Source organism: Desulfovibrio sp. 1214_IL3152 (assembly GCF_036763055.1).
GTDB lineage: Bacteria > Desulfobacterota > Desulfovibrionia > Desulfovibrionales > Desulfovibrionaceae > Desulfovibrio.
This window is the reverse complement of sequence record NZ_JBAIYW010000367.1, coordinates 13,576-28,874: the sequence shown is the minus strand read 5'-3', so window position 1 is coordinate 28,874 and position 15,299 is coordinate 13,576. Positions and strand designations below refer to the sequence as shown.

Genomic DNA, 15,299 nt, shown 5'->3' with positions numbered 1-15,299 from the left:
GGCGGGACGGCAGACGAAGAGGCGGGTACGGCAGCGCGCCTGTCCGGCTGTTCTGCCCAAGCGGATGGGGATATGGCGCTTGTCATTGTTGTTCTCCCTGTTGCTTGCATACCTGACAAGCGGTCTGCACGCAAACGAGCCAAAGGCGGGAGTTGTCCCCAGGACGGTACGGCGGAAGGCGAACGAAGAAATCTCGCCGTCGGGCTGGAGAATGTGCGCTGCCCGGGCCTCGCCCATATCGCGGCCATATCGCGGCCGGGTCCGCCCGACACGTTACGCGTACTTTTGCGCCCTTGACAGGGAGGGCGAGTCGGCATATCAAGACAGTTCTTATGCGCCCGTAGCTCAGCCGGATAGAGCGTTGGCCTCCGGAGCCAAAGGTCGTGCGTTCGAATCGCGCCGGGCGCGCCATTAAATTTAGGCATTTACAGGAATACACTGTAAGTGCCTTTTTATTTTTCCAACCCTATTTCCAACCTTTTTGCGGAAAATGGATACGGCTCCATGCAATTCTATAGCACATTGTTGGCACGTCCGGTAACCCCATGAATGAACCAGCGCCCTGAAATTTGCGCTTACAACAGATGGAAGGACATACGACACTTACCGTTTGGCCTGCTGTGATTGCGATAATCATCCCTCGCAGTAGTCGATCAGCCAATCCGCCGCTATTCACTTGTGGAACGCCCATGTTGCGTCCTGGCCTGCCTATAGCCCTACTGTCAAAAAACGAAAGCTGAAATAGGTATGCAAGGCGGGAAACGGGGATTTCCCCGCTTCCCGCCCGCAATTTCTACCTGCCTTCGCTTTCCGGCAGGGCCAGCTTATCCTGCTCTTCCACGGCGCCACTCCCATCTTTCCGGGCATCCAGTGCCACGGCTACGCCCGCCGCAGTGAATACCCCTGCGGCACCAGCCACCTCGCCACCAATGAATGTCCAAGTCTTGCTCATGAATATTCTCCTTTTCAGTTGCATAAATGCAGGAGGCGGGCTAACTCCCGCCCCTATGTGCCTGTTAATGGTTAGTCGTCCCAGTTTTCTTTGATGACCTGCAGTACAGCGATGGCAACAGGTATCCATGCAAGTGGGTTCATACTGCCTCCTTGGGTGTCAGCAGCGCGGGATGCGCCGCCGTTTGTGTGTGAGAATTGCACGGAGCGCCCGGTACAGATTCCAGTGGCAAAAGTCTGGTGGCACCATCATGAAGCCCCTCCCTGCAGAAGCGCATCCTGAAGCACACTAAACATAGCGGGTACCAGGTCAGGCAGATCATTGATGACCCGACTCGTCTGCGGCAGCAAATGAGCGATATGTTCATCGCGGATGCCAAGGCCATAAACCTCAAAACCAAGTTTTTGAGCTATATTCAAGGCCTGTCGTGCTGCGTGTGTGCTATCGGGTACACCGTCAGTGATGATCAGGATTATTTTTCGTTGCTCTTTGAGGAACAGCATGGTCTGCATGGCCCACCACAAAGCCGCAGCTAGGGGGGTGCCGCCGGATGCGTTGATGTCGAAGCAGTCCGGCACCTTTTGACCGTGCCGCATGATAGGGAACACGGAACTTGTGGAAGCCGTCGCGGGAAAAGCCGTGACCGCAGGGTTTACGCCCTGGATATTTTCCAGTGCTTTTGTTACCGCAAAGCACGCCTGCCTTGCCAGGGCGATGGGTGCGCCGCTCATGCTGCCGCTAACGTCCAGTAGAATGTGTACGGCGGTGTTGAGGCCCCGCTGTTCCACCTCTCTGCGGAAGATGCGCGGATTGCCTGTTTGTAGTTTATGGAGCGATCCGGTATGCAAGGCCCCGCGCCGACCGATGCTGCACCGCTTTTGCGTCTGGGCCTGCAGAAAGCCCTGGAGTCTGGTACGGAGGGCAATGCTGGCTTGGAGTGCTTGCAGCTTTTGCGCTTCCGGCAATGCTCCAGTCTGTCGAAAGCCTTCAACAGCGACTGTAACCGTTTCGGCTGTTGATTCCGTCAGTTCGCTGGCAAGGTTTGCCGACAGAAGCTCTCCGAGGTTTTGCGGCAGGTCTTGTGCCTCGGCATGCAGCAGGGCTGTCAGTTGATCCTTGGCTCTACTGTGAGATGAAGATGCGGACAGGTCTGTTTGCGATGTACAAGCTGACGAGCCTTTTTGTTCCATTTGTAAAGCGGAATCGCTGTGGTCAGCGCTATTCCCCATACCCGCATCCGTACCAGATGAGCGGCCTTTGTCTCCTTTACCTGGCTTATGATTTTCACCGTGTTTTGCCTGCTGCTGCGGTTCCCACTGCCGGATACTTTGTGCCAACTGACTGGCATAGGCGATGGCTGAAGCCGTGTCCGGGCAATGGATGTGGACCTTGGCCAGAATGGCGTCCAGTGTTTCCTTGAGGCCGGGAAAGCGCTGCCGCAGGATCGCGGCGACCTGCAGTCGAACCCTGTTGACCTCTTCCACATCCCAGGCTCTCACCGTCAACAACACATAGTCCAAAACAGCAAGGGCCGGGGAATCACCCCCGGCCCTTGGCTGTACCTGCTCTACAAAGAATCGTCGTATCAACCAGTTCAGATTCTGGCGGCAGCCAGGGAAGATGGCGGACAGTTGCTTTTCAATGCGCCAGTCCTCCAGACAGTTGAGCAGGTTGAAGGTTACAGGATCAAGCCTGGCGGCTTGCAACACAGCAAAATCCGTGTGCCGTATATGGGCCGCCTCGTGATCGCAAAAACCTTTGGCCAACGCCAACATTTCCGGCTCGCAATCCATAGGCAATGAAGGCAACTGAATGACTTTACCGTTGGTGCAGGCCTCCTTGCCGCCGATACGCACCTGCACCCCGTACTGGTCGCCCAGCACTGACGCAAGCAGGGGCAGACAGTTGAGGATATCTTTGGAACGGATCATGGCGTCACCACAAGCCCAGGCTGGGAATGACAGGATGTGGCAACGCATCGTCTGGCATAGGGATATCTGGTAGAATAGGCTCTTCGACTGATTCTTCGCCTGCGGTGTTATGCACCTGCACACTTGAGGTGTCGTCCGGCCCAGCCAGCAGGGAGTCCAGCACAAAGGCCGGGCCGTAGCCCTCGATAATCTTCTGGGCATGCCCCACGAGGGCCGTACTGTCTTTGAGCAGGCAGACCAGGCCTTGCAGGAGAAGTAAGTCCGGCCCGCTGATGTTGCCCTTCTTGGGCATACGCAGCAGTGCAGCCTGCACGATATCCGCTACAGGGGCCACATGCGGTTCTACGAAAGAAAGGCCCGTGAGCTTGGCATGCAGCGTCCGCAGGGGCGAAAGCGCTTTGTGGGTTACCTCTGTTTTTCCGTGGTACACCCTGCGCCATATGTCTTCGGCAGACTTGGCCACTTCACCGAAGAGCGTGCCGCCCAGGCCCTGCACCTCTTCTGCCAGACCAGCCTCCAGCACTGCGGTATTGTCCGTATGCTGTTCCAGAGGGGCCACTTTATAGAGCTGCCAGCGAAAATCCATGCGGCTGCGAACATAGTCCGGCCCCACGGTGGAGTTGCGGATGATTTCGCCCCATTGATGATGCTTTTCAATCCAGGCCTGGACGTTCTGGTCATAGCTTGCCAGAAAGGCTTCCTTTTCTTTCTGGAAGTCGCTGCGGATGCTGAGCAGCTCCTGCACAATTTCACCGGCCTTTTCTTCGGGTATGGCCCAGCCGGACATGAAGCGCACCCCATGCCTGTCCAGATAGTTGAAGGCGCGGGCCTTGAGTGTGCCGAATACTTTAAGGTTTTCCGGGTCGGCAATGCGCTTGGAGCCAAGAGAGGCCAGATCGTCGGGCGGCAATTCCGCACCGCCCAGGTCCTCCTGACTCATTTTGCGGCGGGCCGACCACAAGCTGACGTTGAGATTGAGGGCCAGCAAATTGTCCAGAATGCGAATGTCTGAAAGGACGTGTGTCATGATGCTCTCCTATAGTGAACTTTTTGTCGTGTTGAGGAGGTAGCCTTCCGTGAGCTTTTTGGCTGCACGGGATTCAAGTTCGAGGACGGAGTTATTGCCCGCACAATTTTCAGCGGGGATAAAGTGTTGTTGCCCGGCGGTGTCAGGTTTGCCCCAGTGGAGCGTAAGGCCTTCGGGCCGGGCCTCGCCGACCCAGAATTTGCCATCATGCTTTTTGCCGGGAAGGTTATGGACTACCTGAAGATGAACGCGGGGCTTGGTTACCGTCGGCGTGGTGTGCAGTTGGCCGCGCATGAAACGCAAAGCTTGCTCACCTTGCAGGAATTCTTCCTCTGGGTCGGACCCCATTGCCTTGATGTGCGCTTCCGTATGTTGAGGAAACATGCGTTGTGCCAGTTCGTGCAGCATGGCGCGGGTCTCGCGGCTGGCCCGGTAGGCCAGTGCCCGGTCAAGGGCATAGGTGATTGGCTGGATGCCCCGATGGGCCAGGGGCTGAAAGCGCACGGTCAGATCTCCCCAGCGCAGCAAGCTGCGCGTGGAGAAGGTGACTTCAATGGTGTTGGTCAAGTTGCCGGTGGAAGCCTCGCCCATGAACAGTTTGCGGACTTCATTGGCGTAATCCACCATGGTGGCGCAGAGGGTTTCGGGCAGCGAAGGGAAACGCTGGGCTAGCAGTTTCTTTTCCACATCCGCAGCAGGATAGCCCACTTCGCAGATGATGAAACGATCCAGCCATGCAAGGTTTTGCCTCTGGGTTCCTTGGTAGAGGCCCGTGTCATCACCAGCACCATTGGTATTGGCTGTGGCCACGAAACGGAACATGGGGTGCGGCGGTATGATCTCGCCTCCATTTTCCGCTACGCACAAAGAGGAACCGTCCAGCACGCTGTTCAAGCCAGCGGCGATTTCCGGCGAAGTTAAATCAATCTCATTCAGCAAAATTATCGCCCCGTACCGCATGGCAAGGGCAAGCGGGCCGTATTCAAAGGTCATGTTACCGTCTTTGACAGTCAGGTGCCCCACCAGGTCGGCGAATTCCAGCCGCCCGTGTCCAGTCACTTCGAAGACAGGATAGTTGAGGCGGGCCGCCAACTGCTTGATGCAGCTTGTTTTGCCGCAGCCCGTGGGGCCAAAGACATAGAGCGGTTCCTGAAGCCCTTGAGGATTAACAAACCAAACTACGATGTCGCGGCTGGATTCGTGGAAAATATAGTCAGGGTCAATGGCCGGAGTATAGGCCGAGGCAGCGGCATAACCCCTGACCGTGGTGCCAGAGGGCTTACCGCTGAAAACCTGACCTGCGTCAAGGTCGGTGGACTGGAGTGCGGAGAGATCTATCTCTATGGAGTTTTTCATTGTTTTTCCCTTTTTGTATTGCGTATGCTATCCGCTATGCGCTTGACCGAAAGCAAGCAAGACCCTATTCTCATTATAAACAGGGGGGTATTTATGCCAGAGCAAACAGTCAGTTTTTCTGTTGACGCCAGTCTGTTGAATGCCTTTGCGCATGTCGCTGAAAAGAACGCCTGCGATAACACTGAACTTCTGAGAGCGTTTATGGCTGAATATGTGCAGCAGGACGCACGTAGGAGTCAGTACGACATGTGGTTTAAAGGCAAGGTAGAGCGCGGCTTGCGAGAATTGAAGGAGGGCCGTGGCCTGACACAGGAACAGGCTCTTGCGCAGATGGGAGCCTTTAAATCTTCGTTGACAGCCGACCGAGATGGATATCTATGAATCTGATCTGGGCTCCTCAATCTTTAGAAGACCGGAAACAGATTTATGCCTTCATTTTTGAGCATGATAGCCATGCTGCAAACGTGCTGGATGACTTGTTCAACAGTCAGGCGAATCAGCTGTTGACGTTCCCTGAAATGGGCAAGCCAGGACGTGTGGCCGGAACCCGTGAGCTTGTTGTCCATAAGCACTATTTGCTTGTGTACACATGCTCACCCGATGCGATACGCATTGTAACCGTTCTGCACACATCGCGGCAGTACCCAGCCTGATCAGCCAAATGCAATCTCCCGCACAAGGCACATGCCCAGCGTATTGTCCCAAAAACCGCCGTTTACTTCGGTGTCGTCATGGTTTTCACCGACAAAATCGGCATACCACTTTATGCAGCTCCAGAAAGATGCCACCGCCCGGTGGCCGCGTCCTTGTAAGCAGGTTCGCCGCCGATCAATTCCTTTATGGTGCTGCAGGCAAAGTCTGTGGGGGTGCTGCCACCCGCGCTTTTATGGCTGTTGCCAGTTGTGCCACGCCAGCCATGGTCAGGCACAGGGCCACGTCAGAATAGTCTCCTACTGATAACCTCCTTTGTGTTCAGTTGGTTGGTGAAATGCACAAACGCTCGAAAGGTGCGCCTGTGCGCTCGCAGCGGGCCAGCAGGGCGTCCACGTCAATGTCACCCAGATGTTCAGAGCTGAAGATCTCGGACAGTTCTTCCCGTAGCGCGTTTTTGTCCAATGTGGTTCGGCCTGCGGCCACGGACATGCGGAAGCGGTAATTTGCAGTATTCACCCAGTCACGAGTGCCAGCCTGCCGATGCACCAGCTTGAGCACGGTTTCCATCTCCTTGATTTCAGCATCCAAAGTGGTGCGCTGTTTTTTGAGAGCAGCCAGCTTGTCCAGAGCAGGTTCCCATTGTGGCATTTGCACACCCTGCGGGAATTTGGGGCAATCGCCATTGTACTCGCAGTAGGAGCAGAGCGGGTAAAAGCCCTGGGCGCAATCCACCTGTGAGAGGGACAAGTTCCCGGCGCGGTAGGCCGTAAGGTCGCCCCAGAGTTGATTTGCGTGGTCAAGGGCCGTATCCAACATGGCTTGGTTGAAGCTATAGGGGCCGAACGTCTTTACCTCCTTCATCGAAAGACAGAGCAGCCAGGCTTCCAGGCTCACTTCTCCAGCTTGTTTGGGCAACTGAAGGCCAAGTTGGGCATGGCAAAGCTGGGGAAAGGTCATTTTTTCATGCAGAAGCGTACCGTCTGCCGCTCGCAGGCTAAAGGCAGGCTTGTCCCAGGCCATGGCCCGCAGACCGATTTGTCCGTGCAGTTGCAGCAGATGAGAGTCGTGCGGCGTGTCGGGCAGCTTATCCGTGCTTTTCACTTCCAGAATTCGAATAGCGTTGACGGGCGCACCCCAGGCCAACACGAAATCCAGATGGGCCTTGATCGGCACGTTCTGATGTTGCCAGTTAATTTCAAGCTGGGGTAAAACATGCAGGCCCAGCGACGCCAGCGCCTGCCCCACGCCAGTTTCAAACCAATGGCCCCGTTGCAGAGTCAACAGGCGTTCCAGGCTGTCAGCAGTGGGCAGCACCTTGCGGGCCAAAGTGGCACGAGGGCACTCCCAGTGCTGGCCAATATCGCTCATGCCCACATAGGTGGAGCGGTCGCCCAAGTGGGCTGCCGTGTTTTGTTGTGAGACAGCCTGAAGCCCTTGACGAATTAATGCCCGCAAACCTTCCGTGCGGTCGGTGTTTATCATGATTGCATCCCTATAAAAGTAAGAGGGCTGCCATCAGGCAGCCCTCTTACTCGGTATTTTTGTTTTTGCTATGCGGCATCAACATATTTCCACCATAGTTTACGTTGTGCATTCCAGCGAAAGCCCGCGCCCGTGAGCAGTTCCTTCTTAGCCTGTGTGTTGCCACTGGCAATGATGCAGGGCCGCCCATCCTGAGCAGTCACCTGCTGGTAGGCGATGCCTTCCAGCGGAGGCAGATTTTCAAGCCCGGCTGGCGGTCGATTTGAGGTTGTTGAAGAATTGTTTTTGATGGATGGGTCGCGTGGAGATGCTTTTTTCGTCTCTGGAGCGTTTACAGGCAGTTTAGGGCGTGAGGCCGATTTTCGACCAGTTTTTGCCCTCTCACCATCATCATCTTCCGTCACCATGCCCAGCATGGCTGTCAGAGCGTAGCGACGAGCGTATGTTATTGCAGATCCCATGCCCTGAGGGTCGGCCTTTGGCAATGGAACAACAGCAAGAGAGCTTTGCCACTGACCAGACTCTGCATGCGTCAACTTGGTAACCAGCCCTAAGGAGTTAGGCTGCTCCGCAGGCACAGGATACTGGCACAGCCAGATGCCGTTTTCGATAAGCGCATCGCGGCAGGCATCCATGACGCTGTTCAGGCTGGCGTACCAACTTTTGGTAAAAGGATTTTCAGCGTCCCTAACGATGGGCTGCACAGTTCGCTGCACATTGAGCAGGGCCTTGGCCAAGTCGGTGATGTTTTCTGATTGATACAGGGTCATAAAATACCTCCAAAAAAGAGAATCCCCTGTCCGGCATAGTACCGGGTAGGGGACTTGGTATGTTTTACCAAACTGTTCCAGCTTTTCTCATTGGAGTAATATATCGGTGAAAAAACTTGAGGCACAATGGTGCTGGGCATATCCCCCAACTGGTTTTCTTAATACAAAAAATTAGTTCCCGTGGTGCCTATTTTTATGTTGCAAGATAATGCTCAACCTGGGCTGCGAGTCGGTATGTTTTATAGCGGTCAATCTGCCACATCCAGCCCCAATCATAAGAGATTACAGTCCGTCTTTTACTGCAGCCTTGAACGCAGAAAGAGCCTCAGGAAAAGGCTTCAGCACACGCAGCAGAACACCCTGCACAAGAGATATGGCCACACCGTAATTGGTCATGGGGCATCCGGCCATATCCGCCGCGCGTTGCCGAGCCATCATCTGCCCCCGTGTAATAACGCACCCGCCGCAATGCACCACGGCTTTGCACATCGGATCATAGCCGGAAAATTCCTTGCCTGCGGCTACCGTGATTTCCAGTTCCCCCTCCGCCATTTTTTGCAGCCAGCGTGGCAGCTTGACGCGCCCTATGCCATCTTTCTGCGCATGGTGCGAACAGGCCTCCTGAATAAGTACCCGATCTCCTGGCTTGAGTTTTTGCAGAGCTGCTGCCCCGCGAGCCATTTGATTCAAATCTCCCTTGAACCGTGCCATGAGAATGGAGAATGTCGTCATGAGAATATGCGCGGGCGTATCCCTGTCCACAAGGTGCACCACCTGTGAATCACAGACGACCAGATCCTCCCATTTTTAGGCGCGATTAGAAGTAGAGCCTAAGACACCTGTGCGAGCTTCATGGCGCTCCTCTGAGCCGATGCGATAGACATGCTTTCCCCATGACTTCATGGTTGTTCTTCTGCACTTGAGCGTTTTTGATCTTTGTCCCTTAACGTTGGAGCGCTACGAATTTGAAATACAAGCCCACCTAATGCTGCGTTATTACAAAGCTGACACTCCCATATCACCACAACATTCCATCCGAGATCCTGCAATAGCTTGATATTTTTATCATCTCGTTGTCGGTTTGCCCGTATTTTGTCTTTCCAAAATTTGACATTCGATTTAGGGATTCTGGCTAATTTGCATAACTCGTCTGGGTGACCGTGCCAAAAGCAGCCATGGATAAATAGAACCGTCCGAAACCTTGGAAAAACAAGGTCTGGTTTCCCTGGCAGCTTGTTGTCGTGAAGACGATAGCGCAGCCCATGTTTGTGCAGGAAAGAACGCACCTTCATTTCTGGCTTGGTGTCCTTTTGCTTTACAGCAGCCATCACTCGGCTTCGTTCTTCTTTGCTGATATTGTCCAATCACCCTTCTCCATAGATATATGGTTTCGCATTGCACATCGAAAGCGCCTTTTCCAAATGGCGCCAATCGGAAGGAGACACCTTCTGGTGTCTAGCGAACAACGTCAAAACAATCTTTATTGAGGCGTCGGAGTTTTCAGAAAACGGTTTGGAGGCAACATAAAGCAACGCTTTGCGTAAAGCGGTTTCCCACTTTAGAACTGTGCCATCCGCCACAACCACAAAGCAGGCGTCGGCAGGGGACTTGAATAGTGAAATCTGACTTTTTGCCTCTTGTTCCACAAAGAGTGCTTGAATCCCTATCTGTTCCAAAATTATTGGCTCAAGGTCGTCTGGGCGTTCCTCCTGTGTCTTATCTTTTGAATACCGATTGAGAATCGCGTCTTTTATATATGTGCGGACCTCCGCTTTTTTCATGTACTGGGACAATCTTCCTCCGACATTGGGCATGGTAACCAGTTGCGCGAGGAAATTACCGTTGTCTGTCCTAGAACGTGCGAGATAATTAACTCGGTCAGCCTCTTGAAAGACGCATTCTTTTATCTCTTTAGCGATGTCATCAGGAACCTTTTTGCTCATGACCAAGCCTCCGTTTCAGGAAAAGCCAGGCGTTCAGCGTCGTCTTGGTCCTGCAGGCTGGCCACATCATCAAGCCATGCATCCACGAACTTCTGCGCTTTTTCATTGCTAAAAGTCACCACCCCGTCCCGCAGGAAAACCGTTTCAACTTCACCTGGCTTGGGGTCGGCCTTGGCCTCCTTGTCAAGCTCCTTGACCGCCGCCAATCGTCTTATGTCCGTGACAAAGTCCAGTACAATGACTTTTTCTTTTCCTGGTGAGATCCTGAGCCCTCTACCGAGTTGTTGCACGAATATCCTTCTGGAGTGGGTAGCCCTTAAGAACACAAGGATATTCACGTCAGGCACGTCAATACCTTCATTCAGGACATCGACCGCCGTAACCGCTTTGATTTTTCCAGATGAGAAATTCAACAGAACCTGTCGCCGTTTAACCTTGTCATCAACAGACATGTTGGCTGCTGGAATGCCCGAGGACACCAGTTTCCCCGCGAATGTGTCCGCATGGTTTTTTGAGGGTGAAAATATCGCGATCCGTGGACGTTCCATGGATGCGGTCAACTCAAGAAGCTTGGCGATAACAGCGTCATCCCTCTGTGGCAGGAAAAGTCGCTTGTTAAGGTCTCGGATGGACAACGAGGTGCGAGCCAGTTTCGGAATTTGTTCCCAATCGATGTTGTCACACATCATCCGATAATCGACTTTGGCAAGGAACCCCATCCTCATGCCATCGACCAACGACACCTTTTCAATCGGCTCACCAAAAATAGACTCAATCGATGTACCGTCGCCACGCCAGGGAGTGGCCGTCATGCCAATAAGAAGTTTTGGGGAAAGATGCTCAATGCATGACGAAAAAGCGTTTGCCAAAGCGTGGTGGGCTTCATCTACGATAATGAGATCAAAAGCGGTTGGCTCGATACCTCCGAGATACCCAAACAGCGTCTGATACAGCCCGAAATTGATTCCGTCGGATGGAACAGGGGGCTCTCCATCCATGAATATTCTCGTTGGTATGTTTTTGGAAATCTGCGCCCAGAAAGATCGTTGGAGTTGGAAGGCTAAGTCTGTAGCATGACATAGGACTAGTATCTTTTTTAGGCCCGTCGAATAAAGAAGGTCGGCGACCGATGAAGCGATGACGGTTTTTCCGAGCCCGGTCGCGACAACGAATAGGGCCTTTCTTCGGCCACTGTGAAAACCCTTTACAACCGAGTCGACTATCTTTGACTGATATTCACGAGACGACCTCTTTTCTTCACTGTATTCAGGCCATTTTGCAACAAGATCTGTCAGGAATTTTCCGTTCCAGAGCCTAACATCATATCCCTGTCTGTTGAGGTCATCTCTTCTATCATACGCTGATTTTGTAAAGTCTCCATTTGTGGCAACGACTACCACTTTGGCTTTGTAGTAGGCTTGACCCTTGACGGCTTGATCGACAGCGGACTTGCCAACATAGGAATTTGAATTGACCGCCTTGACCTGTATGAGGTATGAATCGTCAATCCCTTTCGAGGGGTTCGCTCTCACTGCTAAGACATCAGCCCCTTTGTCTCCACTCTCACCAACATATTGGATATTTTTCCAACCGCAGTGCAGCAATAACCTGGAGACTGCGAGCTCAAGAGATCTCCAGTCACCTCCAGCCATTACAGCCTCAGTCAGGAAAGTCGCATTCTGTGGTTCACTCATTCCAGGAGCCCTTCCAACAGAGACAGTGTGTTCGCGTGCCTCAAAAGTTCTTGTTTGCTCTGTGCCCTTCCGCCCTGAAGAAGCAAAATAACATCGGAAAAATAGGACAGGACACGTTCAAGGGAGTTCTTTCGCAACCGTTCACGCATCGCCTCATTACCAATCTTTAGGTTGGCAAAAGGCTGCGCGAAAAGCTTGTTGTCCATAAACTCTTCCGGAAATACGGCTATCAGCCGTTTTATAGTCGTGTCGCAAACAAACGCCAGAGACTGAATCGATTCTTCACTGGAGTCTTGATAGGCACCGAGCAGATTTGGAGCCTCATCAAGCAGACGTTTTGCCAGTTCTTCCTCTTCAGCTTCAACAGACTGGATAACTTCTTTTACCTTGGCAAATCGATGACCGAGCAAAGAAGGTAGCTTTTCGCGTATTGAGGAAACAATCGAATGCGCCCGTTCTTGTAGAGCTTGGGGATTGATCCGTTCTTCGAGTAAGTGATTGTCAACGAGCCCAATAAAAGCCGCTTGAATAGACACGCCAGGATCACGGAGCGCAAACTTTTCTGCCAAGCCCTGCAGCAACAATTGTTTAGGGGAAAGTGGGTACTCGGATAGAATTGGATGAGTCGGGTCGAAAAAGAAATCAACCTCGATTCCATCCTGATAAAGGTGACATGGCACTCTGCTTCCTTGGATTTTGATTTGGCTGTCACGCACTCTCCAGGCGGTTATTTCCATTCCGGGAGTTGTGTCGTAAGAGTATTTTCCTGACAGTGATTCCTCTTTGTCAGAATGCTGAATCAAGAGATCTCTGTCAGAAGTCGCTGGAACGGGAGCCACAGTAGGTGTTGGCTGTGGTGAAGTACTGACAGGGGGGGGAGTATGAGAGCCAGCCCCAGATTGAGCGCCAGGCAAATAGCTGGAAATGTCATCTGACGGAGTCTCTCCAGAATTTACCGGAGTCAATCCTTTACCGCCATCCCCCCGTTCTCTGTCTGATTCCTGCGCGACCTTGTACCACTTATCATCGGTTTCGTACTCCAGGTCTCCGGAAAAGAAACGCTTGGCGAATTCCCTCGCCAGTGAATTAGGAACCGCGAGATTTTTTGTGCCAGGGTCTGTTCTTCTGTATGCATTGACCAATCTGCCGAGAGGAGACTCATTATCCCCATCGTATCCCAAAGCTTGCCTTTTCTTGGGAAGAATCGGCCCAGCGCCTCGAACGGCTTCCAGTGTGAGTCGCCATGCTCTGTCCGTGATATCAAACCCATTCTTTTGATACGTTGGGATCAGGTAATCAACATGAAGCTCGCCAACGATTCTCCCGCCAACCGTCGATCCAAGTTCGACTGGGTATTCAGACGTGTAAGTTCCAGTATCCGGATTTTCGTAGCTGAAAAGGGATTTGTCGGAAACCAGTATTTTCCGTCCGTTACGAACAAAATCCACACCAAAATCAGATGGGTCGGCATACCGCTGGATACCAATCCAACCTTTAAGCCGACGAGCACGTTTGACTATGTGTGTCGGAGAAACACCACCTTTACTAATCGAGACATCGAGATCAGCGGTTTCGTCTTCGGTCAGGTATCGGTTTTTCAGAGAGTCGAAGTATGTCTCTCCGAGGTCTCGGTTTATTCTTTGGATCGCCTCTACTCGAACCCCTTTACGGACCACAAACCTTGAATCGCTCCAAACGCAATGTGGACGAGGCGAAAGCTGCTTTCCCTGTACAAAGATTGAAACCTTTTTTCTGCTGAGAATCGGCGTGTAAATTATCTCCAACTGCCTTCTTATCGCGCTTTCCTTTTTTCTAATTTCCGCGAAAACACCGTCCTTCAAGCTCTTGACAATTATTTTAGTGCCGGATTCGTCCGGAGTTTTTTTGGGTTCCCTAACAACAGAAGCGGAAAAGGTTTGCTCCTTTATCAATTGTTCAAAACTGATTTTAATTCCAACCCATTCAGTTCCATCTGGAGTCGCCGAAAGAAAAAGAGTTTCATCTCCAAGCCGGGCAGTGGCGATATTGAAACCCATTCCAAATAGTCCAAGGTTGTGAATAGGATCGTTGCTTGAATATCCCGCCTTAGCAGCTTTCTGGAGGACTTCGAGTTCCATGCCGAGCCCGTTGTCCTGAACGACAATTTCTCTATCATAAGCGGCGACAGAATCACTGGACCAATGGATATCGACCCTGGGACCATTTATAACTTTCCCTTTGTTTTCAGCCTCAGAAAATGCGTCCAGCGAATTGTCGGTCAGTTCCGCCAAGCATTGCCAAGCGGCAAACGGAATGTCACCCAACGTTCTAAGGATTCTCGGGGTGGGTGTGATGTCGACGACTTGCGTTATTAGCGACTCTGATTTCATTTCACGCCCTCCAGATATTTGGCGATAGCTCTTGCAACTTTATTTCCCAGAATCGGCGGTACGGCGTTGCCAATTTGCATGATGTTAGACGTGGCCGAATGGGGAAAATCAAAATTGTCGGGAAACGTCTGCAACCTGGCACACTCGCGGACAGTCAACCGTCTATCAAGAGAGTAGTGAAACTGCACACGGGACTTCGCGTTAGCTCTGATTGTGTATGAAGGCGAATCGGCTGGCGTGGTCTCGTCTCCTTGGCCATTTCCTTTTTTTGCTCTTGACGCTCTGAAATATTGCGACTGGTTTGGAATTGAATCGTCCGATATCCCTTCAAGATCTTCTATCGCCCAGCGAGTCGTCCTGTAGTGTTCCTCGGCGTGAGTTCTCTTAGGCATGACCGGAAACCCCTGCAAATCGTCTCTGACCGCCACAATGAAAAGTCTCGTCCTTCTCTGAGGAACGCCATAATCTGGAGCAAAAAGAGTCCAAACCTCGACCCTGTATCCGGCCGAAGCGATGTCCTGTTTTATCGTGTTTAACACATCTCCTTGTTTCATATTGGCGAGACCTGGAACATTTTCACCAATGACGACAAGGGGTCTGTGAACCTCCATGTATTGAATCAGTGCTTGGTACAACCTTCCACGAGTGGACTTCAGCCCATGACGTGGCCCGCACGTGGCGAAATCCTGGCAAGGGAATCCCCCTATCAAAACTTCGGCGGCCGGAACTTCGATAGGGTTATAGCTGGATAGGTCCCGAACTTCTGCGTGATCAGAAATATTCTTGAAGTATGTCTGAATGCACTTGTCATCATGGTCATAAGCGGCGAGAAGTTTGAATGGAAGCTTGGGGACTTTGGTGCCCTTGTACGAAAAGCCCCCGAGAAACCCCAGGTCAAGCCCTCCGCATCCGCAAAAAAACGAAACCACGGACCTTTCTCGCATAGACGAGAGCGTTTCTTTCCCTGGTTGAGGTATGGAAGGGCTTCTTTTCTTATCTAGCAGCATCACTGGTTCCTGTTCATATAAATCAACTGTTTCCATTTGTTTTATCCGCCGCGCCGCCAGCCTTCACCCAGAGAGGTGGTCCCCATTGTTCGGACAGCAGACAGCGATTCGTTA

Annotated in this window: 14 protein-coding genes, 1 tRNA gene and 1 pseudogene; 3 read left to right on the top strand and 13 right to left on the bottom strand. The window is 52.4% G+C overall.

The annotated features are described in order from the left end of the window. Positions 1 to 237: hypothetical protein (locus tag V6C07_RS07940; protein ID WP_333535837.1), on the bottom strand; the 237-nt coding region annotated here is incomplete at its 3' end. 97 nt (positions 238 to 334) lie between these two features. On the opposite strand from V6C07_RS07940, the gene V6C07_RS07935 reads away from it, so the two are divergent. Further along, positions 335 to 411: transfer RNA gene (locus tag V6C07_RS07935), tRNA-Arg, on the top strand. Between the two features lie 382 nt (positions 412 to 793). Here V6C07_RS07935 and V6C07_RS07930 read toward each other — a convergent pair. From V6C07_RS07930 to V6C07_RS07915, 4 genes and pseudogenes are all read right to left on the bottom strand, one after another. Beyond that, positions 794 to 952, bottom strand: coding sequence for a hypothetical protein (locus V6C07_RS07930; RefSeq protein WP_333535835.1), 159 nt, complete (start codon positions 950 to 952; stop codon positions 794 to 796). 248 nt (positions 953 to 1,200) lie between these two features. Then, positions 1,201 to 2,883, bottom strand: coding sequence for a cobaltochelatase CobT-related protein (locus tag V6C07_RS07925; RefSeq protein ID WP_333535834.1), 1,683 nt, complete (start codon positions 2,881 to 2,883; stop codon positions 1,201 to 1,203). Between the two features lie 4 nt (positions 2,884 to 2,887). Next, positions 2,888 to 3,910: a DUF3150 domain-containing protein gene (locus V6C07_RS07920; protein ID WP_333535832.1), complete on the bottom strand. Its 1,023-nt coding sequence runs from the start codon at positions 3,908 to 3,910 to the stop codon at positions 2,888 to 2,890. Positions 3,911 to 4,279: 369 nt separating this feature from the next. After that, positions 4,280 to 5,266: pseudogene (locus V6C07_RS07915) on the bottom strand (AAA family ATPase); the annotation flags it as partial. Positions 5,267 to 5,359: 93 nt separating this feature from the next. Here V6C07_RS07915 and V6C07_RS07910 point away from each other — a divergent pair. Together V6C07_RS07910 and V6C07_RS07905 are read left to right on the top strand one after the other, a co-directional pair. Beyond that, positions 5,360 to 5,647 carry a hypothetical protein gene (locus tag V6C07_RS07910; RefSeq protein WP_333535830.1) on the top strand — a complete coding sequence of 96 codons (288 nt, stop codon included), beginning with the start codon at positions 5,360 to 5,362 and terminating at the stop codon, positions 5,645 to 5,647. After that, positions 5,644 to 5,919 (top strand): type II toxin-antitoxin system RelE/ParE family toxin, encoded by a 276-nt coding sequence (locus tag V6C07_RS07905; RefSeq protein ID WP_333535829.1) that lies wholly within the window; start codon positions 5,644 to 5,646, stop codon positions 5,917 to 5,919. Before V6C07_RS07910 ends, V6C07_RS07905 begins: the two co-directional genes overlap by 4 nt. Before the next feature lie 319 nt (positions 5,920 to 6,238). On the opposite strand, the gene V6C07_RS07900 is transcribed toward V6C07_RS07905, so the two are convergent. From V6C07_RS07900 to V6C07_RS07865, 8 genes are all read right to left on the bottom strand, one after another. After that, positions 6,239 to 7,402, bottom strand: a complete 1,164-nt coding sequence (locus tag V6C07_RS07900) for a hypothetical protein (RefSeq protein ID WP_333535828.1) — start codon at positions 7,400 to 7,402, stop codon at positions 6,239 to 6,241. A 68-nt stretch (positions 7,403 to 7,470) separates the two neighbouring features. Then, positions 7,471 to 8,172, bottom strand: coding sequence for an ERF family protein (locus V6C07_RS07895; RefSeq protein WP_333535827.1), 702 nt, complete (start codon positions 8,170 to 8,172; stop codon positions 7,471 to 7,473). A 282-nt stretch (positions 8,173 to 8,454) separates the two neighbouring features. Further along, the gene (locus V6C07_RS07890) at positions 8,455 to 8,967 is read right to left on the bottom strand and encodes a hypothetical protein (protein WP_333535839.1); all 513 of its coding nucleotides are present in this window, start codon (positions 8,965 to 8,967) and stop codon (positions 8,455 to 8,457) included. A 104-nt stretch (positions 8,968 to 9,071) separates the two neighbouring features. Continuing rightward, positions 9,072 to 9,536 carry a very short patch repair endonuclease gene (locus tag V6C07_RS07885; protein WP_333535826.1) on the bottom strand — a complete coding sequence of 155 codons (465 nt, stop codon included), beginning with the start codon at positions 9,534 to 9,536 and terminating at the stop codon, positions 9,072 to 9,074. After that, the gene (locus V6C07_RS07880; RefSeq protein WP_333535825.1) at positions 9,537 to 10,115 is read right to left on the bottom strand and encodes a hypothetical protein; all 579 of its coding nucleotides are present in this window, start codon (positions 10,113 to 10,115) and stop codon (positions 9,537 to 9,539) included. Further along, the gene (locus V6C07_RS07875) at positions 10,112 to 11,809 is read right to left on the bottom strand and encodes a DEAD/DEAH box helicase family protein (protein WP_333535824.1); all 1,698 of its coding nucleotides are present in this window, start codon (positions 11,807 to 11,809) and stop codon (positions 10,112 to 10,114) included. Before V6C07_RS07875 ends, V6C07_RS07880 begins: the two co-directional genes overlap by 4 nt. Continuing rightward, the gene (locus V6C07_RS07870) at positions 11,806 to 14,178 is read right to left on the bottom strand and encodes an ATP-binding protein (protein ID WP_333535823.1); all 2,373 of its coding nucleotides are present in this window, start codon (positions 14,176 to 14,178) and stop codon (positions 11,806 to 11,808) included. Before V6C07_RS07870 ends, V6C07_RS07875 begins: the two co-directional genes overlap by 4 nt. After that, positions 14,175 to 15,221, bottom strand: a complete 1,047-nt coding sequence (locus V6C07_RS07865) for a DNA cytosine methyltransferase (protein WP_333535822.1) — start codon at positions 15,219 to 15,221, stop codon at positions 14,175 to 14,177. The genes V6C07_RS07870 and V6C07_RS07865 overlap by 4 nt, the downstream gene beginning before the upstream one ends. Between the last annotated feature and the right edge of the window lie 78 nt (positions 15,222 to 15,299).